At 68.1% G+C, this 23,309-nt stretch carries 24 protein-coding genes; 15 read left to right on the top strand and 9 right to left on the bottom strand.

The genetic code is table 11. The features are described 5' to 3' along the window. On the bottom strand, positions 1 to 757 hold a 757-nt coding region (locus ABT127_RS23210), incomplete at its 3' end, for a hypothetical protein (RefSeq protein ID WP_351453176.1). A gap of 527 nt (positions 758 to 1,284) precedes the next feature. Between ABT127_RS23210 and ABT127_RS23205 the strand changes: the two genes are divergently transcribed. Both ABT127_RS23205 and ABT127_RS23200 read left to right on the top strand, forming a co-directional pair. Further along, positions 1,285 to 1,959 (top strand): HAD family hydrolase, encoded by a 675-nt coding sequence (locus tag ABT127_RS23205; protein ID WP_351453173.1) that lies wholly within the window; start codon positions 1,285 to 1,287, stop codon positions 1,957 to 1,959. Then, on the top strand, positions 1,956 to 2,813 hold the full coding sequence (locus tag ABT127_RS23200) for an NAD(P)-dependent oxidoreductase (protein WP_351453170.1): 858 nt from the start codon (positions 1,956 to 1,958) through the stop codon (positions 2,811 to 2,813). Before ABT127_RS23205 ends, ABT127_RS23200 begins: the two co-directional genes overlap by 4 nt. 37 nt (positions 2,814 to 2,850) lie before the next feature. Here the strand turns inward: ABT127_RS23200 and ABT127_RS23195 are convergent, their stop codons facing one another. Together ABT127_RS23195 and ABT127_RS23190 are read right to left on the bottom strand one after the other, a co-directional pair. Beyond that, positions 2,851 to 3,411 carry a phosphotransferase-like protein gene (locus ABT127_RS23195; protein WP_351453168.1) on the bottom strand — a complete coding sequence of 187 codons (561 nt, stop codon included), beginning with the start codon at positions 3,409 to 3,411 and terminating at the stop codon, positions 2,851 to 2,853. Next, complete coding sequence (locus ABT127_RS23190) at positions 3,408 to 4,448, bottom strand: AAA family ATPase (protein ID WP_031037661.1); 1,041 nt, start codon at positions 4,446 to 4,448, stop codon at positions 3,408 to 3,410. The genes ABT127_RS23195 and ABT127_RS23190 overlap by 4 nt, the downstream gene beginning before the upstream one ends. A gap of 212 nt (positions 4,449 to 4,660) precedes the next feature. Here ABT127_RS23190 and ABT127_RS23185 point away from each other — a divergent pair, with 212 nt between their 5' ends. From ABT127_RS23185 to tyrS, 10 genes are all read left to right on the top strand, one after another. After that, positions 4,661 to 4,858, top strand: a complete 198-nt coding sequence (locus tag ABT127_RS23185) for a hypothetical protein (protein ID WP_030588493.1) — start codon at positions 4,661 to 4,663, stop codon at positions 4,856 to 4,858. Between the two features lie 174 nt (positions 4,859 to 5,032). Continuing rightward, positions 5,033 to 5,842, top strand: coding sequence for an HAD family hydrolase (locus ABT127_RS23180; RefSeq protein ID WP_351453165.1), 810 nt, complete (start codon positions 5,033 to 5,035; stop codon positions 5,840 to 5,842). Next, entirely contained in the window at positions 5,827 to 6,840 is a 1,014-nt protein-coding gene (locus ABT127_RS23175; protein ID WP_351453163.1) for a zinc-dependent alcohol dehydrogenase, read from the top strand. The genes ABT127_RS23180 and ABT127_RS23175 overlap by 16 nt, the downstream gene beginning before the upstream one ends. Before the next feature lie 17 nt (positions 6,841 to 6,857). Continuing rightward, entirely contained in the window at positions 6,858 to 8,009 is a 1,152-nt protein-coding gene (locus ABT127_RS23170; protein WP_351453161.1) for a hypothetical protein, read from the top strand. After that, positions 8,003 to 8,899: a radical SAM protein gene (locus tag ABT127_RS23165; protein ID WP_351453159.1), complete on the top strand. Its 897-nt coding sequence runs from the start codon at positions 8,003 to 8,005 to the stop codon at positions 8,897 to 8,899. The genes ABT127_RS23170 and ABT127_RS23165 overlap by 7 nt, the downstream gene beginning before the upstream one ends. Beyond that, entirely contained in the window at positions 8,896 to 9,912 is a 1,017-nt protein-coding gene (locus ABT127_RS23160) for a hypothetical protein (RefSeq protein ID WP_351453157.1), read from the top strand. Before ABT127_RS23165 ends, ABT127_RS23160 begins: the two co-directional genes overlap by 4 nt. A gap of 93 nt (positions 9,913 to 10,005) precedes the next feature. Beyond that, positions 10,006 to 10,770 carry a class I SAM-dependent methyltransferase gene (locus ABT127_RS23155; RefSeq protein WP_351453154.1) on the top strand — a complete coding sequence of 255 codons (765 nt, stop codon included), beginning with the start codon at positions 10,006 to 10,008 and terminating at the stop codon, positions 10,768 to 10,770. After that, entirely contained in the window at positions 10,767 to 11,858 is a 1,092-nt protein-coding gene (locus tag ABT127_RS23150) for a hypothetical protein (protein WP_351453152.1), read from the top strand. Before ABT127_RS23155 ends, ABT127_RS23150 begins: the two co-directional genes overlap by 4 nt. Further along, positions 11,855 to 12,766 (top strand): glycosyltransferase family 2 protein, encoded by a 912-nt coding sequence (locus ABT127_RS23145; protein WP_351453150.1) that lies wholly within the window; start codon positions 11,855 to 11,857, stop codon positions 12,764 to 12,766. Before ABT127_RS23150 ends, ABT127_RS23145 begins: the two co-directional genes overlap by 4 nt. Before the next feature lie 97 nt (positions 12,767 to 12,863). Continuing rightward, the gene (tyrS, locus tag ABT127_RS23140) at positions 12,864 to 14,267 is read left to right on the top strand and encodes a tyrosine--tRNA ligase (RefSeq protein WP_351453147.1); all 1,404 of its coding nucleotides are present in this window, start codon (positions 12,864 to 12,866) and stop codon (positions 14,265 to 14,267) included. A 265-nt stretch (positions 14,268 to 14,532) separates the two neighbouring features. On the opposite strand, the gene ABT127_RS23135 is transcribed toward tyrS, so the two are convergent. After that, the gene (locus tag ABT127_RS23135) at positions 14,533 to 14,874 is read right to left on the bottom strand and encodes a hypothetical protein (protein ID WP_351453144.1); all 342 of its coding nucleotides are present in this window, start codon (positions 14,872 to 14,874) and stop codon (positions 14,533 to 14,535) included. Between the two features lie 566 nt (positions 14,875 to 15,440). Between ABT127_RS23135 and ABT127_RS23130 the strand changes: the two genes are divergently transcribed. The 3 genes from ABT127_RS23130 to ABT127_RS23120 all read left to right on the top strand — a co-directional run bounded on the left by ABT127_RS23130 (position 15,441) and on the right by ABT127_RS23120 (position 17,490). Then, positions 15,441 to 16,127 (top strand): SPDY domain-containing protein, encoded by a 687-nt coding sequence (locus ABT127_RS23130; protein ID WP_351453142.1) that lies wholly within the window; start codon positions 15,441 to 15,443, stop codon positions 16,125 to 16,127. A 116-nt stretch (positions 16,128 to 16,243) separates the two neighbouring features. After that, complete coding sequence (locus ABT127_RS23125; protein WP_351453140.1) at positions 16,244 to 16,693, top strand: hypothetical protein; 450 nt, start codon at positions 16,244 to 16,246, stop codon at positions 16,691 to 16,693. Between the two features lie 101 nt (positions 16,694 to 16,794). Then, positions 16,795 to 17,490 carry a hypothetical protein gene (locus ABT127_RS23120; protein WP_351453138.1) on the top strand — a complete coding sequence of 232 codons (696 nt, stop codon included), beginning with the start codon at positions 16,795 to 16,797 and terminating at the stop codon, positions 17,488 to 17,490. Positions 17,491 to 17,744: 254 nt separating this feature from the next. On the opposite strand, the gene ABT127_RS23115 is transcribed toward ABT127_RS23120, so the two are convergent. The 5 genes from ABT127_RS23115 to ABT127_RS23095 all read right to left on the bottom strand — a co-directional run bounded on the left by ABT127_RS23115 (position 17,745) and on the right by ABT127_RS23095 (position 23,290). Next, entirely contained in the window at positions 17,745 to 19,463 is a 1,719-nt protein-coding gene (locus ABT127_RS23115; RefSeq protein WP_351453135.1) for a relaxase/mobilization nuclease domain-containing protein, read from the bottom strand. Next, positions 19,460 to 20,113, bottom strand: coding sequence for a MobC family plasmid mobilization relaxosome protein (locus ABT127_RS23110; RefSeq protein ID WP_351453199.1), 654 nt, complete (start codon positions 20,111 to 20,113; stop codon positions 19,460 to 19,462). Before ABT127_RS23110 ends, ABT127_RS23115 begins: the two co-directional genes overlap by 4 nt. Before the next feature lie 187 nt (positions 20,114 to 20,300). Continuing rightward, positions 20,301 to 21,164: a DUF2637 domain-containing protein gene (locus ABT127_RS23105; RefSeq protein WP_502971763.1), complete on the bottom strand. Its 864-nt coding sequence runs from the start codon at positions 21,162 to 21,164 to the stop codon at positions 20,301 to 20,303. Between the two features lie 384 nt (positions 21,165 to 21,548). Further along, positions 21,549 to 22,832 (bottom strand): DUF3631 domain-containing protein, encoded by a 1,284-nt coding sequence (locus ABT127_RS23100; RefSeq protein WP_351453130.1) that lies wholly within the window; start codon positions 22,830 to 22,832, stop codon positions 21,549 to 21,551. Positions 22,833 to 23,059: 227 nt separating this feature from the next. Continuing rightward, positions 23,060 to 23,290 (bottom strand): hypothetical protein, encoded by a 231-nt coding sequence (locus tag ABT127_RS23095; RefSeq protein ID WP_101399825.1) that lies wholly within the window; start codon positions 23,288 to 23,290, stop codon positions 23,060 to 23,062. Between the last annotated feature and the right edge of the window lie 19 nt (positions 23,291 to 23,309).

Raw genomic sequence — 23,309 nt, 5'->3', positions numbered from 1 at the left:
GGAGCATGCGCGAGACCACTCCAAGCTCCCCGTCCGCCGTCTCCGCCTCACCAAGAACGTCACCGAGAGTAAGAATGCTCTCGTCGTTTTTATTTCCTAGCAGGAGGGCGGACAACACGTCGACGAGCTCGGACAGCCCGCCAGAGACGACAGTGGTCTCAGTCGGCTGGGGCTTGGAGCGAGTCAACGAGATCTGGTTGCCCTCAAAGTCAAGACCGCAGTGGATCAGCCACTGACGCAGGGTATCGAGATCGCTGGGGACAGGAACCTGGCGTGCGTCGAGAAGAGCGGAGGCTGTCGACAGGCTCATCAACTCGTCGACGTCAAGATCAAGGGCTCTCACCGTGGCGGCGCCGCACTCTTCCAGATCATCCATGAAGATCCACTGTCCGGTCGGGGACGCGGAGGTAGTCGCGTCCAGCCAGCGCATGCCGGTGAACAGGCGGAGGACGGTAAGCCTGTCCCCAATGTTCTCGCCAAGCCAGGCGTGGCGGTTCAGAAACGAACTGACGAGGCAAGGTTTCCCCAGGTCAAGCTCCGCGTGCTCTATCCAGGCACGAAGTATCGAATCCCCCTCGACACTGCGGTTGAACTCGTCCATGAGGAAGTTTCGGCACTGCCGCGCAGTCTCCCGAAGAAGGGCATGCTGAGAAGCAAGTTCGCCCAGCGGAACTGGAGCCTCTGCACAGAAGTGCTGCAGGACGAGGTCCCGGTTGAAGCTGCTGAGCCCCTTGTACCAACGGTCGAATGCGTTCATGGCCTTCAGAGGTAGGGGTGGACGATGGTCAGCGCGCTGGGAGCAGCGCCTCATCACACGCGGCGATCGGGTTGCCGGTCACCGCGCATTAAAGGCGTCATTGGATTGTTCGTTCCAGCACACCCCTGTGCCTCTTCCTCCCTCCTGGTACACCAGCGACGGAGCTGATGCTTCCAACGGTACGGGCGACGCCTTGAACTGATCCATGGTTCCCTGCACTGCAGCAGTCGGGGAACTGCGGCCGCGGTCTACAACCTCACGCCCGCCTCCATGTAGAAAATTCTGGGCGGTAAGAGCCTCGCCCGCCGAGACTCGCCAGCCACTCTGACTCGTGGTACCTCGTCGAGGCCGACAGGGTACTGACCGGGGAGGGTTTGCCTGATGGTCCTGGGCCAGCCTCGGGGTGACCGTATGGCTGGCAGCATGCAGGAACGGTGTGCGGCGCAGAGCGCAGCGGGAAGGAGGCTCGGCCCCCGCCTTCTCGGCCCCGAGCACACAGCTGACCGGCGCGCATTAGGGTGCGGGATGTGCCGCCGCCTCTGGTTCTCTTCGATCTCGACAACACCCTCGTTGACCGGTGGGAAGCGCTCGCTGTCTGGGCCGCCGAGTTCACGACCCGGCACGGCCTGGAGGACGAGGAGCAAACGTACGTTCTGGGCCTGGTAGCTCAGCGAGCCTATCCGTCCACCTTTGACGTGATCCGCACTCGGTACCGACTGCCCATGTCGACTGCGGAGTTGTGGCACACGTACTGCACCAACATCGCGGCCTTGGTGTCGTGCCAGGCCGACGTCCTCGACGGCTTGGAGGAGTTGCGTGCGGCTGGCTGGCGGGTGGGGGTGGCGACCAACGGTGCGGTGAACATCCAGCGCGCCAAGCTGCGGGCCACCGGTATCTCCGAGCGCGTGGACGGCGTCTTCGTCTCCGAAGAGGCTGACGCGCGCAAGCCGCAGACTCGGCACTTCGCCCTGGCGGCGGCCCGCTGCGGCACCGTACTGGGCGACGGTGGCTGGATGGTTGGGGACAACCCGGTCACCGACATCGGCGGAGGACGCTCCGCAGGACTGCGCACCATCTGGATCGGCAACGGCCGTTCCTGGCCGCCGGACGAGCCCGGGCCGGACCATGTTGTGCCGCATGCACGCGCCGCCATCGACCTGCTGGTTTTGCACTCCGTCGACCACACAAGGACCGCGGCATGACGAGCACCATTGGGCTGTTGCACCCCGGCAGAATGGGATCCGCCTTCGGCGCCCAGCTGCGCGCGAGCGGCCACTTCGTGCTGTGGTGCCCCGACGGACGCAGCGACACAACCCGCTGCCGGGCGGAGCGCGCGGGCCTCGAAGCCGCGGCGCTGCCCGAGCTTGTCTCCCGCTCCGATGTGCTGCTCTCCTTATGCCCTCCCGCCGCAGCGGAGGAGACCGCCGGTCAGGTAGCCGAGCTCGGCATGTCCGAAGCGGGCACGATCTATGTCGACGCGAACGCCGTCTCTCCGTCGCGCGTGGTGAGTATCGCCGACCGCCTGGCCCCGATGCCGGTCATCGATGCCGCGGTGGTCGGTTCGCCTCCGGTGGACGACAAGTCCCCGACGCTCTACCTTTCCGGCGCCGTCGAGCAGGCCGACCGGATCGCCGAACTTTTCGCCGGTACCGATGTGCGGACCCACGTCCTGGGCGACAGCATCGGCAAAGCCTCCGCACTCAAGCTCGCGTACTCCAGCTACCAGAAGGTCTCCCGAGTGCTGGCTGCCGTGGCCTACGGGGCGGCGGACACGTACGGGGTCGCGGACGAGCTGCTGGTGATCGCGGCCAAGCGCACCCGCAGCTACCTCGTGGAGACCGACTACATCCCCAAGACCGCTTCCCGAGCCTGGCGTTGGGGCCCAGAGCTTGAGGACGCGGCGGCCCTTGTCGCCGACGCCGGGCTGCCGGACTCCCTTATGCACGCGGCAGCCGCGACGCTTGCCCGGTGGGACGAGAACAGAGACGAGCGGCTGGATATCACTGAGGCCCTGGAAGCACTGCGTCTTGAGCGGGACGCGGACAACCCGAGTTGAGCAGGTTGCATCCGTTGGGGCGCTGACGTCCTGGCCGTCAGGAACGACGTGGCGTGGTGCGGACGATGTCGTCGATCCTCTGTGCGGTTTCACGGGGTGCCGTCGCGTCCGTCTCCACGCGCAGTTCCCACTGGGCTCGCGGGTGAGCCACAAGATCGGCCTGAGTGGCGTCCCACGCGGCCAGCCGGGCCGCTGTGTCGATGTCACCCCGCTGTGGTGAGCGTCGAGCGGTGGTCTCCTTGGAGCACCACAGCAGAACGCGCACCCAGCGCGCGGGGTAGAGGGCGGTCACCTGCTCCATCCCTGCCATCTGGCCGAGGTGGACGACGGGGGTCTTGCCGCCCTCCATGGCCTGGTCGAGGCCGGGGCGGTCGACGACGTAGATGTTGCCGTACCGGTCGTTGCGGTAGATGGCCTCACCGCGTGCCTCCAGGCCCGCCAGCTGCTCCGCTGTGCCCATCCGGTAGCCCTTGGTCTTCCCGGTCCCGATCTTCAGCCGGGTGAACGGCACGTACCGCGCGTCGAGTTCAGTGAGCGCCGCCGTGATCGTGTCCTTGCCCGCCGCCGGCGGCCCGTACAGCAGGATGCCCTGCCTCACTGGAACACCGTCCCGAAGACCTGGCGCACCTGGTCCGTGAGCGATATCGCGGAGCCGAGACGGTTGTCGACAACCAAGTGCGGCACGACGGGCCGCAGCTCAAGATCGATCCCGGCAGCGTACGTGTCCCAGTTCTGGAGTTTCCAGCTGTCGCGGGCGGCGGACCGGAAGCTGATGTACTCGTGCATCGTGTCGAGGTCGCACTGAATCCAGACGACAGCCACGGTGACGCCACGCGCTTCGCAGCGGTTGATCAGGCGCCGCATCCACCGAGGGTCTGTGGTCTCGGCGATGAAGGGCGCGGAGAGGACGGTGCTGATCGCGCAGTCGACGTTCGCGTACGCGGTCTCCAGCAGGCACTGGTACTCCAGCGGGCGGACCTTCTCCCGGTAGAGGTCGGTGTGCCGGTCGTTGGGCTCGCTGCCCATCTCGACGAGGAGGCGCTCGACGAGCGGGCGCGTGATCGGGTCCTTGTCGAGGACGGGCCATCCAGTGAGTTGCGATACGAAGCGGGCGAATTCCGACTTCCCGCTGCCCGCGTAGCCGCCGACCATCATCAGTGTCGGCCGGTTCGGATCACCGCCGGTGTGACGCCGCTTCCAGGCGTCGAGGATTCGCTGCTGGACGCCCAGGCCGTCGGCGTCCTCCGCGCTTGGTGCCAGCTGATGCAACGCCCGTTCCACGGCCAGGACGTGGGCGCCGTTCTGCGGTTCGCTCGACGCGGTGAACTTGAGCTTCGTGGCCTCGTCGGGCAGAGCGTTGCGAAAGCCGAGCTCGGGCTCGGTCGCCCGGTACAGAAGGCAGTACGCGCGACGGTAGTGCGGTCCGGGATAGACCTCTCCCTGCTCGTGCTGCCACAGCGTCTGAAAGTTGGCGGCCGGCACTGTGAGCCCAGCGGCCCGGGCCACCTCGCGCAGCTGCTCGCCCGCGCCTTCGAGCGTCAGGCCGTGAGCTTCGCGTTGCTGTCTCAACTTGTCCGGACGCCACCCCGGGCGACTCTTGCCCACCGCGCCTACCGCCTGCCCATCCCTGGTCATGATCCGGAGCCTAAGTCTGCCTGTCATGAACCCGTGTGTAAGCGGATGTTGAAAAGTCAGGTCGCCCGGCCATGAGCTGCTGATGAGCAGCTTCAGGAACGGCTTGTGATACTCCGCACAGCTTCGAGCCGCTGTCATGGTCACACCGACGCGGTCGTCCCAGTACCCGCCTCGGTCTCCAGTAGTCGTCCGAGATCGGAAGGGGCTCCGCAGTGGCTGTCGATGTTGCTGTCCTGCTGCTCCTCGGCATCGTGATCGTCTTCTTGTGCCGCGGAGGTGGGCTCAAGGCGGGTCACGCCGTCGTGTGCGCGGTTTTCGGTCTGTATCTCGCCGGGACCCACAGCGTCGGCCCGTTCGTGAAGGACGTCACGGCGTCGGTCGCCGGCTTGTTGTCGGGGCTGCGGCTATGAGCGCGCCGACGGCTTCACCGGGCCCTGGCGGCTCAGCGTGGCCTCGACCTGGTGGCAGTCAAGTCCTCCTTCCTCGTCTGTCGGACGCCCGAGAAGGCGTCATCTGGCCGCAGCCCAGCCAGCCGGAGAGTTCGGTTCTGCACGAGATCACCGATCTACCGATGGAGCCTCACCATGCGCTATCCGCCGACGAGCACCTCCATGTTGACGAGCCTGTCCGCGCCCGCCACACATCCAGTGGGCGACGTACTGCTTGGCCCTTCACCGCAGCGGAGTTCTGCTGCTCCGGCTCCACGCCCGACCGCAGTGATACTCGATCTATTCGGCACGCTCGTCGCAGCCCCGAGTGTGGTCGAGCGTAGGGCTGCCGCTGCCCAGTTCGCTGCGATCCTGCCCGTGTCCCCGGCGGTCGCCAAGTCGGTGCTGTCCGACAGTTGGCAGGCGAGGCACGACGGGCAGATGGCGTCCACCACCGAGGTGGCGGTTCACCTCGTCGCCCGCTGCGACGCCTCTGCGGCCTGTGTGAATGAGCTGGAAGTGCTCCTGACCCGGCTCGCCCACGTCCGTCTCCAGGCCGATGCCTCTCTCCTGCGGGCGCTGGAGCAGCTTCGGCGCGGTGGCACCAGGCTGGCCGTCCTCAGCGACGCGTCTCCGGACATCGCCGAAGCGTGGAGCGCAAGCGACCTCGCGCCGCACTTCGACGCTGTCGTGTTCAGCTGCCGGGCGGGTGCGGTGAAGCCCGACCGGCTGCTCTTCCGCGCGGTCCTCCGAGACCTTGGTGTTGCCCCGCAGCAGGCTCTCTACTGCGGCGATGGCGGGGGTGACGAGCTTGCTGGCGCAGAGCGGGCCGGCATGCGGGCCGTGCGCGTGGAGCGTCGGGGCGGGCCGAGTGGCCTCGCGTTCGGCGAGACCGCTTGGTCCGGCAGGGCGATACCCGACGTGGAAGCTCTCCCCACCTTGCTGGAGAGATGGGGGCAGCGATGACCGGCCCGTACACGTGGGCAGTTGAGAACGGAGTCCTCTGCCGACTCCCCGCTCCGGTCGCCATGCCCTCGGCACGCGACACGACGCTCGTCGAGACACGCTTCACGGGATTGTGCGGAAGCGACGTCGCGAAGCTCAATCACCCTTGGCAAGGACAGTTGCCGGAACCGTGGTACCCCGGGCACGAGATCGTCGGTGTCGACACGGAGACAGGTGACTGGGTCGCAATCGACCCGCTGGTCTCCTGCCGCTCGTGCCACTACTGCGACCGCGGCCATGTCCACCTCTGCCCACGACTCCAGCGCATCGGGTGGGATCTTCCCGGAGGTCTCGCCGGCTGCGTACGGGCGCCCCGCGACAGCATCGTCCCGCTTCGCCACCTGCCCGATCCCGCGCACGGAGTCCTCGCCGATCCGATGGCGGTCGCCCTGCACGGAGTCCGCTGCGGGCTAAGTGTGCCCATGGGGCGGCTCGGCATCATCGGGGGCGGCGTCCTTGCGGTGTGCACGGCCATCTGCGCGGCAGAGGCGATGTGGGACGTGCACATGCTGGTCAGGGAACCCTCGCGATCGCATCAACTGCGCTACGTCCTCGACCGGCACATCACTCTCCACTCTGCCGAGCTGCCGGCGTGCGACGCCGTCGTGGACGCCGCGTCTGGTCACAGCGACGCCCCCATACGCCAGGCGCTGAAGGCTGTTCGTGACGGCGGAACGGTTCTCGTCCAGAACGCCTACGCGCCCCGCGTCGTTCTCTCGGTCCCCCTGCGGGATGTCTTCCGTCGCTCGATCACCCTGCGCGGCTCCTTCTCGTACTGCCGCGCGGACGGCCACGACGACTTCCGAGACGCCATCGACGTCATCGCCAAGGGCGGCGACTGGGCCGCCCTCATGACCCGAGACCGATTTCCCCTCGGCGAACTGCCGCAGGCACTGGCGGCCCTGAACAACGAAGCCCGCCATCGCCCCTTCAAGGTCCTGCTCACATCCGACACGTGACGGAAGGAGCTCACGCCATGGCGGTCACAACGCCATTGCTGGCCCACAAGATCAACTCACCTGCCGACATTCCACCCCAGGACGTCCACGACGGGATCACGCGCATCCTCGCCTTACCGGAGGGCCACACGCGCGACGTGATGCTGGGAAGCGTCCTGACGGGACTGCTCCTGCGGGGGCCACGGTTGGAGGAGGTCGAGGCCGCTGTCCAGGCCGCGACATCCCTGGACCGAAGCAACTGGGACTTCCACCAGCCGCCGGAGGGCATGCGGTTCGTCGGCTACACGGGCAGCGGGAAGAAGACCTTCAAGACGATCAACCTCAGTACCGCCGCCGCGCTGGTGGCGGCCAGCGGGGGAGCACACGTCGCCAAGCTCGGATCGCGCAGTGCGTCGTCGAAGACCGGGTCCCGCGACTTCATCGACCTCGTGGGCGCGACGAGCGACACGGTGCCGCACCAGGAGATGGTCGACATCACGGCGGAGACCGGCTTCGGGTTCTTCTCCATCGAGAACCGCGTGCCCGAGTTCGACCGTCGCTACGGCGGCAGGTTCCAGGCCGTGCACGCCCTCAGCCTGGCGTTCCCCGCCCTCCTCAGCCCGGTCACCTGCACCGCCTACGTGTACGGCCTCTCGCACCCCGCGGTCGGCGCTTCCGCCCGGCTGCTCTCCAGACTCGGCCTGCCCGACGTGACGGTCATCAACTCCAGCCTCGGCAAGGCGGTCCAGGTCGACGAACTGATCCCCGGAAGCACCGTGCGAGCCTGCCGCATCAACGCCGGCGACGAGGACCTGACCTTCAACGACGAGGTACGCAAGGGCGCGTCCTCGATGCCACAGGACCTGATGTCCGTCACCCATCACGAGGACCCTCGGGAGAACGTCGCCGCCGCGATACGCGTACTGGCAGGCCATGACACCAGTCAGGCGCGGAACGCGGTCGCCCTCAACGCGGCATTGCTCATGGTGATGTCCGAGGCGGTGCCCACCGTCCAATCCGGCATCGACACGGCACTCACGATCATCGACGCCGGCGCGGGTCTGGACACGCTGCAGCAGTTCGTACGCCTCACCGGCGGTGCCCCGGACAAGCTCCGCTCGCTCCTGCGGCACGTCACCCCGACAGCCCTCCTGGTTAGCCCTGGCAACAAGGAGAAGGCCCCATGCTGACGCACGACGAACTCGCGATCGTTCACCTGGTCCTCAATACCGACTGCAACGCCTGGGACCTGGCACCGACCAGCGCCTCACCGGGTGTGTGCCGGTTCTGCTACCGGGAGCGCAACCGGGTCAAGACGGACCCGGACACCGTCCGGAGGGTCATCGACCAGGTCCGCATCGAGTCCGAAGCCCACCGGGTCGTGTTCACCGGCGGCGACCCCGTGATGCCCTACGACAACCACCTGGAGGTCGCCCTCCGGCACGCACGGGAAGCCGGCTTCGAAACCAATCTCCACACCAACGGGCTGCTCCTGAGCGACCGTTACGCGGGGGTGCGCGACCACGTGATCCTCTACTCCCTGGCCATCGATGGTCCGGAGGCGGACTCGGCCGACTGGTTCCGCGGGCAGGGGTACTTCGAACGGTTCCGGTCCAACGTCGAGTTCCTCGTCGCCGACCGGCGCCGACTCGCCTTCAACACGTTCACCACGGCCGCGTCCGTGCGGGAGCTGCCGCGGCTCGCGGAGTTCGTCACCGGCATCGCTGACCGCACGGAGGTCGAGTACTGGCTGATCTCCCAGTACAGGCCCATCGGCCGTGCCAGCGCGGGCAAGGCGGAGCTCTACGGCTTCGAGCGTGATGACTTCGTCCGGGCCGTGGACGGGGTGCGCGACGCCGTCGCCCCGGTGCAGATCTTCGCCCAGCCCACACGGGCGCCCGAGGACCCGTACCCGTTCCGCGTCTGGGTCCTCGCCGACGGAACGGTCACCGCGGACCTCGGCAGCGTCGCCGCACCTCGCAACGCCGTGATCGGGGACCTGCTGGCCGACGGCTTCGAGCCGCTGGTCCGCCGAGCCTTCGCCCTACGAGAGCAGCCTCAGTTGGAGGGAATCGCATGAAGTTCGACACCGCGTACTACGAGAGCGTCATCGACCAGCACCAGTACGAGCACCTTGGCCTCGGCACCATCGACTTCGCCCTCGCGGGGATGAGCCCCGGCGACCTGCACACGAAGTGGGTGTGCCACACCGGTGCGCGGGAGTTCGCGGACGCCGTCTCTGGGGGCCAGCCAGCGATCGTCACCACTGGCGTCGGACTCGGCGGCCCGCCGCACGCCGGCACCCTCTTCCAGTTGCTGCGCGCGGTCAAGCTCCAGCAGTGCGGGCTCGACGTGCAGATCGTGCTCGGTGACCTCGACTCCTACAACGCTCGTCGCACGCCGTTGGACGCGGTGCGCCGCCTGGCCGACCAGTACGAGGAGTTCGCGCTTGGGCTCGGCTTCGACCCGGGGCGCGGTGCACTGCGTCGGCAGGAGGGCGAGACCGATGTCATGGCCACCGCGTTCCTGCTCTCGCGCCATCTGGACGACGACGACTTCCAGTGGGCCGAGGAGGACCTCGCCGGGCTCTACCGCAACCACGGCGTCTTCGACCACCTCAACTACGGCATGAAGCAGGCCACGTTGCTGATGGCCGCTGACTTCGTGCACCTGCTGCGCGAAGGACGGCACGTGCTGGTGTCCCTGGGCGTCGACGAGCACAAGTACGTCGCCCTCGCCCGGCGCGGGGCGGAACGCTGGGGTCTGCCCGCAGACCGGCTGGCCGGCATCTACACCAAGATGATCCCGGGCCTCGGGGGCCTGCCGAAGATGAGTAAGAGCATCCCCGGCTCCGGAATCGACGGCTCCATGCCCGCCGAGGACATCAGGGCCCTGCTGGCGGCGGACACTGACTCGGCACCCTCCGACGACGGGTCGGCCCTGCTCCAGATGTACGCGTGTCTGCCCGAGGTCGGCCAGGCGGAGTACGACCGCGCCTCCGTCGCGCGACGCGCCGGAGACCGGGAGTGGCGTGTGATTCGCGAGGAGCTCGTCGAGCGGCTGATCACGCTGTTCTCCTGCTGGCCGAAGTAGCAGGCCCCCTCCGAGGGAGCGCCGAACCCGCGGCCGTAGCAGGCCGTGTGCCCTCTGCCGCACCACACACCCGAGCAAGCAAGGAGTCTGACTGTGCACGCGGACACCACGACCACATCACAGCCCCCGACCGGCCCCGATGCCCCGCAGCCCCCGGCCCTCTCCGAGTCCTCGCAGCCGATAGGCGGCCCCGAGACCTTCTTCATTCGCCGCGGCTACCGCAGCCGGAACGAGGTCGAGTACTTCCTTGACGAGACGGACGACACCGTCACCTGGCAGCCCGACGTGTACCCCTACGCCGCCGAACGGGCCAAGGAGCTCGGCCGTGACGTCGTGATCGACATCGGCTGCGGCCAGGCAGGCAAGCTGGCCTCGCTCGCCGCCGAGCACCCCGACTGGACCTTCGTCGGCGTGGACTTCGGAGACAACCTGCGCTGGTGCCACGATAACCACCCCTTCGGACAGTGGGTGGAGGCGGACCTCGAATCGGCAGAGCGGCTGCCGCTCGACCCGGACCTCGTTCGCCGGTCCGTGGTGATCTGCTCCGACGTGATCGAGCACCTGGTGGACCCGGCCCCGGCCCTGTCCCTCATCCTGGCCCTGCTGCAGGAGGGCAGCGCCGCTGCCGTCCTGTCCACACCGGCCCGTGAGTGCCGCAGCGGCTACGACACCCCTGGACCGCCGCGCAACCCCAGCCATGTGCGGGAGTGGGCAAGCGACGAGTTCCAGGCGCTGCTGCGGGCGTCCGGATTCGAGATTCACTACGCGGGCCTCACCCGAAGCGACGACGCCTCCAACGGTCTGTCCACCCAGCTGCTCCTCGTCGGCGTGGGAGGGACGGAGGTGGGAGAACAGTGACGGCGGTTCCCCGGTCCAGGGGCCTGCGTGTCGTTCACCTGCCGGCTCGTACCCCGTACGCGTGGAAGCTCCAGAGCCCTGACTTCCACATCCTGAACGGGACAGAGATTCCAACGGGCGAGACTGTGCCAGAGGCGGTCAGCGCCGCATGGCTCCTCGAACACGGCCCTCTCACGTGGCTCGACGTCCTGCACCTGCACCACATCGACTTCGAGGACATCGCCACCCTGGAGCGCCTGCTCGACGCGTGCCTGGGCTACGGGGTCAACGTGGTCTTCACCGCCCATGACACCCGGCCCATGGTCGGCAACGACGAAGGCTTCGTAAAGCGGCTGCGGCTGCTCCGGTCTGCCGAGGTCAGCTGGGTCTGTCTCACTGAGGGATCCGTCACGAAGCTGACGGAGGTCCTCGGCGAGCGGGTCACTGCAACGGTCATCCCCCACGGATACGTCGCTGCCCCGGAGTCGCTTGCTGACCTGGAGCGCGAGGCGAGGGGCCCGGGGGCCAGGTACCTCATGTTCGGTGCCTCCCGGGCCAGCCGGGACCAGTTGTCCACTACGGCCAACTGGAGCCTGGGGATCACGGATCCCCACAGCACGCTCCACGTCCTCCTGCGCGCGTTCAGCCCCGCAGACTTCGCTGAGGCCAGCCGTGCCCCGCTGCTCCTGGAGACGGCCCGGCACGATCCCCGCATCCGCCTCACCATGCGCCCGTATCCCACGGACGACGAAGTGGTCAGAGCCGGGCTGGCTTCGGACTCCCTGCTGCTGCCGTACCTCTGGGGGAGTCACTCCGGGCAGCTGGAACTGGCCTTCGACCTGAACCTGCTTCCGGTCTGCTCCCTCACAGGGCACTTGCCCGAGCAGTACGAGCGGCACAAGGGGCTCGTCGAGGAACCCGAATGGTTCGATTGGTCGCAGGGGCATCCCAACCTCTTCGGAGAGAAGTTCCTGACCGCGCTGGAGAAAGCGGCAGCACGGCTCGGCTCCAGGCCCCGCCGGCTCGACCGCGAGTTCCTCGACTACAGGACCCAGGAACACAGGACGATCCTGGGCGACTACGCCCGCGTGTACGGGGGTGACCGGTGAGCGCCCCTCCGCGTATTTCGTGCGTGATCCTGTGCCACAACTACGGCCGATATCTCGACCAGGCCATAACAAGCTGTCTGGAACAGGAGCCTGGAAACTTCGTCCTTCACGAAATCATCGTCATCGACGACGGATCCAACGACGAAACTGAGGAGGTATGCCGTCGCCACGAAAAGAACGTCAAGGTCATCCGGAGGAGCCAGCAAGGTTTCGGCCAAACCTTGACCGACGCTTTTCTCCTCAGCACAGGCGACTGGGTGGCTCCGCTCGACGCCGATGACTGGTTCCACCCATCGAAGCTCCGTACGTGCGCCGAGGCGATGACGGGTGAAACGCTGTTCCTCGAGCACTGGGAAAACGTCGTCGACTCAAACGGAAACCCCAAGCTGAAAGATCCGCACCCGGGCGGAAACACAAGCACGTTGGTGGTCCATCGCGAGGCTGCCCTCAGCCTCCTGCCGGTGACCAACGAGATCTTCTTCCACGCGCTGCGCGAGGCCGGCCGCGGTGCCGCCCTCCAGGACCCGTTGACCTTCTATCGGGTCCACTCGCACAGCATGACCGACCGAAGTACGCCCGGCCTGTCGCAGGATTATCGGGCCGAGGTGTGTCTGGGACTCTCGGATCGGCTCCGCATGATGGATGGGAACCCTCCCACCTGGGCGACCACTCGCCAGCTCAGGGGGATCTGCCAGCATTTCCGCGCACTCGCTTCTGGGCACAAGGTGGAATCCGCCCTGCAGCGAAAGAAGCACCTATTCGCCATGATCTTGCTTCCGGGGATGCTCATCGCCACGCTCCGAGCCCGAGACCCAATAGCCCCGTGGCTCCGCTCCCTCTCCAGTGCGATCGTGGGCCGGCCGCTGGTACAGCTCTCGACGGCCCAGGGAGAGCGGACTGAACCGTGATCATTTCGGTGATGCGACGGGGGTGGCGATGATAAAATCGCCGCTTCCAATCCCTACTGGTCAGGCCAGTTGTCCGACCCAGGAGCGTATAAGCGCCATGAGCCGTTTGAGCGAGTCTGTCACCCGTGTCATGCACATCCTCGATGGAGCGGACCTGGGCGCGGACTATACGGCCGCGCAGCTGCTCAGCGAGACAACGGCACGGCGCTCCCTGGACCTCTCCGACCTCTCCCCCGAGGAGCAGGCCGCACTGGTCGAGGGACGTGCGAACCACCTGATCCCTTCCGCCGCGGTGCTCGCCGGGAAGATCGAAGCCGCGCAGGCCGCCGGACGCCCGTTCGTCGTCAAGTACGGCATCGACCCGACCTCGCCCGACGTCCACCTGGGCCACGCGGTACCGATCATCATCGCCAGCCGGTTCCAGCGGATGGGTCACCACGTCGTCTTCATCATCGGTGACGTCACGGCCAAGATCGGTGACCCGTCGGGACGGTCCTCGGACCGACCGCCCCTCACCGACGAGGACATCGCCCGGAACCTGAGCGGCTACCAGCAGCAGGTCACGCCGTTCATCGACTTCGAGCGTGCCGACCTGCGCTTCAACGGCGAGTGGCTGAACAAGGTCACCCTGCCGGAGCTCGTCGGGGTTCTTGCCCGGGTGCCGGTCTCCATGTCGCTCCAGCGCGAGGACTTCCGCACCCGGCTGGCCGATGGCCATGGGCTGTCCGTCGCCGAGTTCGTCTACTCCGTCGTCATGGCCTGGGACTCCGTGGCCATCGACGCCGATGTCGAACTCGGCGGTGTGGACCAGCTGTTGAACCTCCAGATGTGCCGCAAGGTCATGGAGATCTCGGAGCAGGACCCCGAGGTCGTCATCACCACCCCGCTCATCGAGGGCACCGACGGCACGGGCACCAAGATGAGCAAGAGCAAGGGCAACTACGTGGGCCTGACGGCGTCGCCTGATGACGTCTACGGCCGGCTGATGTCCATCCCCGACCACCTGACCGGGCCGTACCTCCAGTTGCTCACCGAGTGGACGGACGACGAGATCCGCGTGGTCACCAAGCGCCTGGAGGAGGGGACCGCTCACCCGATGGCGATCAAGCGCATCCTCGCCGGCGAGGTGGTGGCCGCCCTCCACGGCCTGGACGCTGCTGCCGCCGCTCGCGCGGAGTTCACGGCGCGCTTCTCGAAGCGCTCTTTCGCGGACACCCAGAACCTCCCCGTCATCTCTCTGAAGGACCACGCCGAGGACACCCTCGGGGCGCTGATCAGCCGCACGCTGGACTTCGCTCCCAGCATCTCCGCGGTGCGCCGCGTGGCTCAGCAGAAGGGCCTCCGTCTGATCCTTGAGGCGGACGGAGAGCAGGCACCTACGCCGCTCACCGAGGCGTCCGTGCAGCAGACGCTCGGTGAGGTCGTGAGCGAGGTTGGGGCACTCGAAGGTGCCGAGCTGTACCTCAAGGTCGGCCGTAAGGTCGCCCGCATCGACGTCTGAGATCAGGCGCGGCGCCGACTCACCATCGTGAGTCGGCGCCGTTCTGCTTGCGCTCGATGCGACCCGCCAGCCGCGCGATCAGGCCACGGGGCAGGGGTTTTGACTCACCTTCTGCTTCTGCACTTCGCGACGCCAGCAATAAGAACGGGTTCGCCGCAGGCCCACGCCGTGGCTTTTCGGTGGCAAATAGTAGGTTCCCGGGCGGGTAGGACTGCGGGCCAGGAGAGGCGCTGATGGCGGGCGATGCCGTGGAGGAGTTGACCGCTTAGGTGCGGTCTCTAAACCAGTTCAGGATCCCTCGGGCGTCCGTGATCACATTCGTGGACGACCCGCTCTGCCCGTCGTCGTCCTGGTACTCGTAGTCCTGGCGGACGCCGACGTCGTCGGTGAACGTATCGGTGAACGTCTCGCGACGTGTGTATTTCCCGTCGGAGCTCCAGCCGTCACGGCTCGTGGTGCGGGTCTCCGTGCGGCCCTTGTAGGTCTCGTCGTACTCGTCGAGGAAGTCGCTCAGGAACGTCGCCTCGTCGTCCGTCAGACGCGTGCTGGAGACGTCCAGATGCTCACCGATGTAGTCGCGAAGCCGCTTCTTCTCGTGTCGATCCACGTGCCCACCCCTGATCCCGTCCGGTGGCCCGGAAGGTCATCCAGACCGATGTTGCTCATGCCGGGCCCCAGGTCAGGCAGAGCTTGAGCTGGGTGACATTCTCCAAGATCTCGGGGACGCCGTCAGCAATCCGCGGAAGCTGAGGATCTTCCAGACGAGCACCAGGTCTGCCGCTTCACCGCGTGATTGCGCTGAGTCACCTCGCCCACCCTTCCTCGCAGTCGTCCGTGCCGACGAGCACACGCGCCGTCCCGCCCCGGTCGGGCTGATCCCACACATGCAGCGAGATCCAGCGCTGTTCATGCACCCGTCGTCCGACCCATGCGTGATGCGGCCCTTCGGCCCGACTGTCTGCTTGGCAACACCGTCACCAAGCCCGAGTTAACTGCGCTGTCAACCGGAAGTTCGCCGGGGGCAGACGGGAAAGATCCCGCAAGGGCTGGTGTGCTGCTGCAAATCATGCCAACGTACAACCCCCTGACGGACATCCTTCCCCCGATCCCACGGAGGCGCCCCTGCACCCGCACCACCCCAGCGAACCCTCCGATCCCGACTCGCCGGACCCGGTGTACTGGGTCACCCCACGCCATCTGGCGGGTGACGACGGGGCCCTCGCCGAACGGATCGGTGACACCCTGGCTGGCCTCGGCTGGCGCATGTGGCCTACCTCCCGTTACACCCTGCTGTACGTCGGCCCAGACGCGCTGCGCGGCGCCGAATGGATCCACTCGGCCTACCCGTTCGAACTGGGCGGTCTCCCGGTTGCCTGGCAGCTGAGCGCCCGTCCGGATGCCACCTCCGTGGTGCCGGCGTGGAACGCGTACTTCACGGCCGGCGTCCCGTACGAGGTGATCACCGATCTCCTCGTGGCGATCGACGCCCGCGAGGCGCCCGACCTCGGCTCCGAGGGGTCGGAGACGGTCCTCAACGCCCTGAGTGCCCGGGGCTGGATCCGCGATGTGGACCGCCCCCGCACCACCGCCACGGATCCCGGCTTCTCCTGCAGCGTCTCCTTGGAGATGCTGCCGCCGCTCATCCAGGACGCCGACCCGCGCCCCGACCTGGTGGGCTGGCAGGCATGGGCGGAACCCATTGTCAGCGCCCCCTATTTGTGGTGTGCCAGCTTCAGCACCAGCGTCCCCCATGAGCTGGTGGCGGCGTTCGTCGCCTCGCTCGCCTCACCGGCTCCGGTGCCCCGCCGAACCGTCCCCGCGAGCGCCGAAGGGCGGCTCACCGTGGTCCGCCGCAGCTAACAGCGCCCGCCCAGAGAAGCCGCTCTCGTAAGCGGCTCGTCGCCAATCTCCCGAGTGGTAGCAGGTCAGACGAGGCGTGCCCCCACGCCCGCCAGATGACAGAGAAGGAGAGAGCCTTGTTCTGGTTCCGACGTGCTCGCGAGGACCGCGCGTTCCGTGAAGCCCAACAGGCGGGCCAAGCACTGCTCCTGCGGCTGCAGGCCACGCAGCCGTGGCCCAGCTTCCCCGAGCCGACCCCGCAGGCCCCCGCCGCAGGGGAAGCGGTTGTGCCCGACTTCCTGCCGCCGGAGCTGCGGGTGCCGGCGCGCCAGGAGGTGGCCGGAGTGATGATGCGCTGGCTGCAGCCGCTCGTCGTCAACGGCGAGGTCCGTACATGCCCCGAGTGCGGCATGTACCGGGACTGGATCGTCTTCTGCATGCGCGACGACTCCATATGGCTGCGCTGCCGGGCCGGCCACGAGACGAAGGAGCCCGGCCTGGATGCGGTCTGGTTCAACCGCAACTCCGGTCCCGTCGACCGGTTCCACCCCACTCTCGAAGAGGGCCTGCGCCACCTCGGCCATTGACCTCCCGAAACCCCTGCCCCTTCGTACTGCCGGCGCCCGGAGGGCCGGCCTGGTCAGACCGTCCATTTCGCAGGCCACAACAGGCCACAAAGGGGTTTCCTATGCGCCTTCACGCCACGACCGTCCGCGGCCTCAGCGCCCTCGCCATCTTCGCCCTGGCGGGCTGTTCCCATGGCAGCGCCGCCTCCTCCGGCCCGATGTCCTCCCCGACCGTCCCGGTGCACCCGGACGGCGAGAGTGTATTGGCGCTCGCTCCGTTGTCTTCGACTGCGCTGGCGAAGCTGCTCTTGGACGAGAGCGACCTCGGCGGGGACTACACCCGCATTCCGCAGCGCGCGGCGGCCCACGACGACGTGACCGTGAGCTGCCCGGCGCTGGAGAAGCTCGGCGGCGACGCCGCGACCGGCACAAGCCTCGCCTTCCCCCGCAAGGCGAAGGCGTCCTTCGCCTACGCTGGTGGCAGCAACTCCGAGCTGGCCGAGGAGTTGTACAGCGACACTGCGGCGAAGTTGTCCAAGGGCATTGGGGAGATCTTCGATGCGATGGTCTCCTGCCCCACGTACCAGGTGGTGTCGGGCAGCACCGTCGTCACCGTGGGCACGCAGGTGACGCCCGCCCCTGACCTGGGCGACGAGCAGTGGAGCCAGCTGCTCACCTACTCGATCGGTGGGCAGCGCAGCGTCGTCAAGCAGACGGCGATCCGGATCGGCAACGTCCTTGTGCTCGTCTCGGGGGCGCCGGGACTTGTGGATGCCAACCTGGAGAGGGCGCTCGACAAGGCGCAGGCAGCCTTGTGACCTCCCTGTCGGCGTCGTTAGGCGCCGGCGCGCATGACTTTGTCGCCGTGTTCGCCGATTCCCTCAGTTCCAGTGCACTGGTGCTGCGCCGGGTGCTGTCGGAGAGCATATTCGACCGGTTCCTGGACGCTCCAGCAGTTCCAGGGCCTCCCACGCGGTGAAGCCGGGCCTCCCAGTTGGGGAGCCCGGCTTCGTGCTGCGGTGCCTTGTCCTGGTGTCTGCCAGTGCGTCAGCGTCCGCAGCTGAGATCGTGATCAGCGCCGCCGTGCCTGTGACGGTTGCGGGGCCGGGGCGGCTGCTGCCGTGTGCTGTGAAGCGTCGGGGCGCTGTACTGCGCTGTCGGCCCAGGCTGGGCTGTGGGCCTGTGCTGCACGGGCCTGTGCGCTGAGTGCCGGCCTTTCGCTGAGGCGTTGGATGCGCCAGGCCAGGACTCGTGCGGGGCGGCGGGCGTCGTTCAGGGCGCGCTGGTCGGCGGCCTGCTGGAGGAGCTGTTCCGGGTCGTGTCCGGCTGCTTCTGCCTCGACGAGGGCGGTGGTGAGAGCCGCGAAAGCGGGGTCTTCGATGATCTGCTCCGCGTGCTCGGGCACGGCCTGGCGTAGGCGGCGGATCTGCCGTTCCACGGCCTGCTGGGGTGGCTGGCGCTGCGCGAGGGCGGCCAGGGGTGCGACTGCGGCTTGGTCGTAGGCGGCCTGGAGGTGGAGCAGTGTCTGTTGGGCGGCGGCGACCTGCTGGTCGTGGTGACGGAGCTGGTGCCAGCGGACAGCGGCAACGACTACGAGGATTGCGGCGTCGAGGAACACGGCCAGGGCGGCGCCGTCCTTGGGGGCGGGCTCGCGGAGCATGGCGCGTACGGCGCCGCGCAGGGCGCGGGCGTGGTGGTGTTCGGCCCGGATGCGAGAGCGGGTGGCACGCTCGAACGCGGTCGCCGCCTCTCGGAGTTGGGGACGCAGGGGCTGGGGGGCGAGGAGGGGGAGGGCGTCGAGGGCTTCGCCGAAGACGGCGAGGTGGGCCTGGGAGGCTTCGTCGTCCGTCTGGTCGAGGTGGTGGGGGATGCGTTCGGCAGCAGCGGTGGCCTGGTGGAAGGGGTTGGGCCTGCGCCGGCCTGGCTTGTCAGCGGGCTGTGGGTCGATGCTCTCCAGGCGTTTTTGGATCTTGGGGAAGGAGAGGTCCGGGGCGAGTTCGGAGCCGGAGAACCAGATGGGCTCGTGGTCGGCGGTGGTGGTGTCTTCGCTGGCGACCTTGTAGCCGCGCACGTCACCCGAGGGGAAGTGGACGACCTCGACGAGCACGCCGTCGAGGTGGTTGAGCAGGTGGACGAACTCCTCGACACTGGTGGCGGCGGCCACGTCGGTGCGCACGGTGGTGCGCAGCCGTTCGCGGGCGGGCTTCTCCTGGCCGGCGCGGCGGGCCTTCTCCTGCTCGGCACGGGTGGTCCGCTTCGCGGCGGTGCGGTCACCGCGTACGACTTGGAGCAGACCGTATTCCTTCTCGATGGCGGCAAGTTCGCGGTCGGCGGTGTGGTAGTCGTTCCAGTGGCGTGCGGTGCGTAGATCCGCCCGGACCTTGGTGGCGGCGATGTGGATGTGGTCGGGGGCGTGACGGACGGCGACCCAGCGGCAGCCGTCCGAATCGCCTTGCGGTGCTATGCCGGTGGCCGTCACGACGCGGCGGGCGCTGTCGGCCCACTCCTCGTCGCTGAGGATGCGGTCACTTTCGGCAGCGCGGATCGAGCAATGCCACACGTGCTGCTCGGGAGCGCGGCCCAGCCGCCGGGCCTGCTTGACGTGCAGGTCCAGGTCAGCCACGAGGAGGCTCCTGGTGGCATCGAAGTCGTCGGCGCGGCCGGGGTCGGGGGCGAAGCCGTCCCAGGAGGCGACCAGATGGGGGTCGGTGTGGTCCTTGGCCTTCTTCGGGTCGAACAGATACCGGATCAGTCCGGCGGTCTCCTTGCCGCTGCGGATCTTCGCGATCATCGGGCCGCCTTCTTGGAGACAGCCTCGTTCGCGGCTGTGGCGATGTGGCGGACGGTGGCGCCGACCGCGGTCAGGGTGCGTTCGCCCTGGGCCAGGACGGCGGTATCCCCAGGCTGTGGATGGCCGCCGGAGTTCAGCTTCTTGGCGATCTGGTTGATGTTGTGGCCGATCTTGGCGACCTCGCCCCGCAGGGCCGTCAGTTCGTCGATGTAGTCGTCGAGCGGGGTCCGCTGGCCGGGCAGGCCGAGGTCGCCCTGGACGTGAGCCATGACGACAGCGCCGACATAGTGGGCGCCGGCGATGTTCAGCGACCGCGCCATGGCGCGGATCTCGTTCTTCTCGTCGACGCTGTAGCGGGCGTCGACACGCTCCTTGCGCTGGCCGTTCGGGTCAGGCTTGCGACGTCGGGCGACACGGTGCAGCGCGGCGGCTTCGGCGGCGCGCGGCAGCTGGGCGGCGGCGGTGTCGGGGGACTGTTCCTCCTCGGGTGCCCCCTGGCGCCCGAGGTCCTCCGCCACCCCCGGGGCGGAGACTTCCCCGTTGCGGCCGCCCTTGGACGGTCCAGCGGGATACCTTGCTGGCGCACTGGTGGCTGGGGTGGTCGTCATCTCCTGCTGGTGCGAAGGGGGTTCGTGGTACTGGTTGTGCATGAGCTGGCTCTCCATTGGGTGTTGATGGCCAGTCAGTGACCGGTCGTCCTCGTCCCATACCTGTCAGGGCGAGGACGGGTGGAGCGGCGGTGTCGGGTTGACTCGTTGCGGTGCGGTCGCTCGTCCCCGCGGATTTGCGCGGGGACGAGCGATGCGCGTTGCGCCGGAGCGATGGGAGGGCCGGGGCTCAGGGAGCGCCAGCGGGGGCCTTGCCGAGGTCGTCCTGCCGCTGAGAGGTGGCCTCATCGAGTTCGGCTTGCAGGACGTCCTTGAGCTTTTCCGCGTCGGCCCTGCCGATCGGAAGGCCCTTGCCACGGATCGTCGCTTCGATGTGGCGGCGCGAGGCACGGTCTCCGCGTCCCAGTGGCGCGGTACGGGCAATCGCGAGGTACTCGTCGGACACAGCGCTGGGCTTCTGGTCTTCCGGCTCGGCGGAAGACTGCGGGGTTTCCGTCATAGTGGCGCCCTGCGCCACCTCGGCAGAACCCCGAGCCACGTCGGCCTGACCGTCCGCCACGTCGAGACCGGCTGGCTGCGGGAGACCGTTGTGGCGTTCGGTGGCGTCGGGTGGGTCGGCGACGAGCTGATGGATCTGCCGCATCAGGACGCCGAAGGCCAGCAGCGCGGCTGTCGGGGGAACCGCGGCGACCACGTAGTCGAGGAGAGGCACGGCGCCGGCGTTGCCTGTGCCGTTGACCCCGGCCACGTTGAGGGCGATGGATCCGATCGATCCGGTGGCGGTGAGGGCGATAGCCCAGCCGTCGGCAACGCGGCGCAGACCCGCGCGGAGCATGAGGAGTTCACCCGCGACGATGAAGGCGTCCAGGGTCGCGGGCCAGGCCCACTGACGGACTGGGGAGTTCTTGAGGCCGTGCTGTCCGGCGACCTCTGCGAGATGCGCGTACGACAGCCAGAATCCGCCGGCGGTGAGCGCCACGATGACGACTCCGGCCGCGATGAGCGCGTACCGCTCGGCAGCCTGCTTGGTCGTCATCGGCCGTCCTTCGTCAGGGCGATGGTCCCGGCGGGTGGGTGTGGAGAGGGTGGTCAAGCGGGGTTCTCCTGGGGTTGTGGCGTGGTCCGTCTTTGCCGTCCCGGCCGTTGCAAGCGCAGGTCAGGGCCGGTACGGCAGAAGGGTCGATGTTCCGTCCTGGCGGCGTCGGAGCGCCCCGGGGCACGCACGGGCGGCGGGTGCTGAGGTTCGGTGGCCACGGACGGATCGCATCCGTCTTGCCGTCCCGGCCGCATGTTCTGTGACCTGCGGTGATACGGCGGGGACGTCGGGGACGGCACAAGACGGATGTGGGCGGCGTCCCGGCGCGCAGCAACGTCGGTCATGATCATGTTGCCGTCCTGGCCCCGGTTGCCGTCTTACCTGCATGCCGTTTGACCTGCGGGATTACGGCAAGGACGGCAACCGGGGACTGGGTGGGTCTCAGCCCTCGCTGCGCGCGGGGCCGGTGTCGACTGGGTGGACGGTCGGGCAGTAGCGCCGCCATGCGTCGAGGAACTTGTTGCGCGTGTAGCCCTTGCGCTGGGTGCCGTCGGCGAGGCGGACGTTGCCGGGCCTGATGTCGAAGGCGCGCAGCAGCGAGCCGAGCTCACGCGGGCCCAGCCCCTTGCGACCCCACTCCGCCCACGGGCCTTCCAGGTCCTGGCGCAGGTGGTGCAGGAGTTCGTCGGTGGAGAGGCTGTCGACCTCGCGCTGGGCTACGAAGACCCGGCGGATGTCCGCCAAGATCCGCGCTGAGCTGGGGTGGTCCTCCTCGGCCTCCACTTCGGCCGCCACCATCTGCGCGCACGCCGCGCGGGCGAGGCGTGGCCAGGGCCCGGCGGCGAGATCGGCGACGATCACCAGGGGCTCCCAGGTATCGGCGGCTCGGTCCTCCACCGGCATTACCGGTTCCATGTCGGCGGCCTCGTCCAGCAGCGGCCGCGTCCATGCGGCGATGCGGTCGCGCAGGTCGTGCAGGGCCGGCGTGTCGCGGCGGGAGCGGAAGGGCTTGACGCTCTCACCCTCGGCCCGCCGACGCATCCGGATCACCACCGACCGGTCCATGATCGTGTCCGGGAGGTCGCCGATGCCCGCGAGCGCGGCCATGGCGAAGGTGGCGAACCGGTGCGGGGTGTGGTCGTTGCCGACGACCCGGGTGACGTACCGGTTGCGCTGGTGACCGGCGTTGAGCAGGCCACGCATCTCCTCGTTCTTCTCCGCCTGCTTCGGCGTGCCGAAGATGGTGTCCGCCTCATCCACCAGCAAGGTGGGCGGTTCGTCGGTGATGGAGCGGAAGATGGCCGCGGGCGTGGTGTTGATGGTGAGCATCGGCTCGTGGACCGTCTCGGTGAGCACGTCCAGGAGCCGTGACTTGCCGCACCGCTTCGCCGGCCCGACCACCGCCAGGCGCGGTGCGTGCTGCCACGCGGGCTGCAGGTGCGTCGCCGCCACCCACAGCGTGACCGCGTCCAGCGCATGCCGGGAGGGCAGGATCACGAACTGGGCTACCTGGAAACGCAGTTCGCTCAGCAGCTCGGAGCCGTGCGTCGGCTCGGGTTCCGGCACCGCCTCCTCGGCGGGCTGATCCACCGGAACCGTATCCGGTGCCCCGCCGTCGGCCGCCGGGGCGGCTTCGGGCGCGTGCCCGGGCCGGCCTGGCACCGCGACCGTCGGCCATACCGCTTTGCCGGGTGCGGAATAGGGCTCGGGTGTCGTAGGTTGCACAGGGCAGCTCCTTATCCGGTGACGTCGGGCATGCAGGCCCGACTCACGCAGGTCGTTCGTTGGAATGCGGGCAATGGAGTGTGCGGAGCCTCCGGCGTTGGCGCGCCGGGGGCTTTCTCGCTTCCCTGAGCGGGGCGAGGGAACAAGGACAGTACGTCCACGCCCCGACACAGTCCAGCGTTTCTGTGTCAGCTCAGCGCAGAAGCGTCTGCTACGGGCTCGGGTAGTCATGCGGCCAGGCCGAGCAGGTTCAACAAGTCGGCGGTCACGACGCGGTACGCCTTGCCCAGCCGCAGGACCTTGCACGGGTACTGACCGCGCTTGGCCAGCTCGTAGCCCTTGCTCCGCCCCAGACCCAGCGCCCGGTTACCGGTGTCCAGGTCAACGGCGGCAGGCAGGGCCAGCAGCTCCGCCCGCGTCATGCCCTTGGGCTGCTCCGCAGTCTCGTTGTCGCGCATACATGCTCCGTCCATGAGT

This window comes from Streptomyces sp. NPDC001904 (assembly GCF_040297005.1).
Taxonomy (GTDB): domain Bacteria; phylum Actinomycetota; class Actinomycetes; order Streptomycetales; family Streptomycetaceae; genus Streptomyces.
Note: the sequence above shows the minus strand (reverse complement) of the source record. Positions and strands in the feature narration are given on the sequence as shown.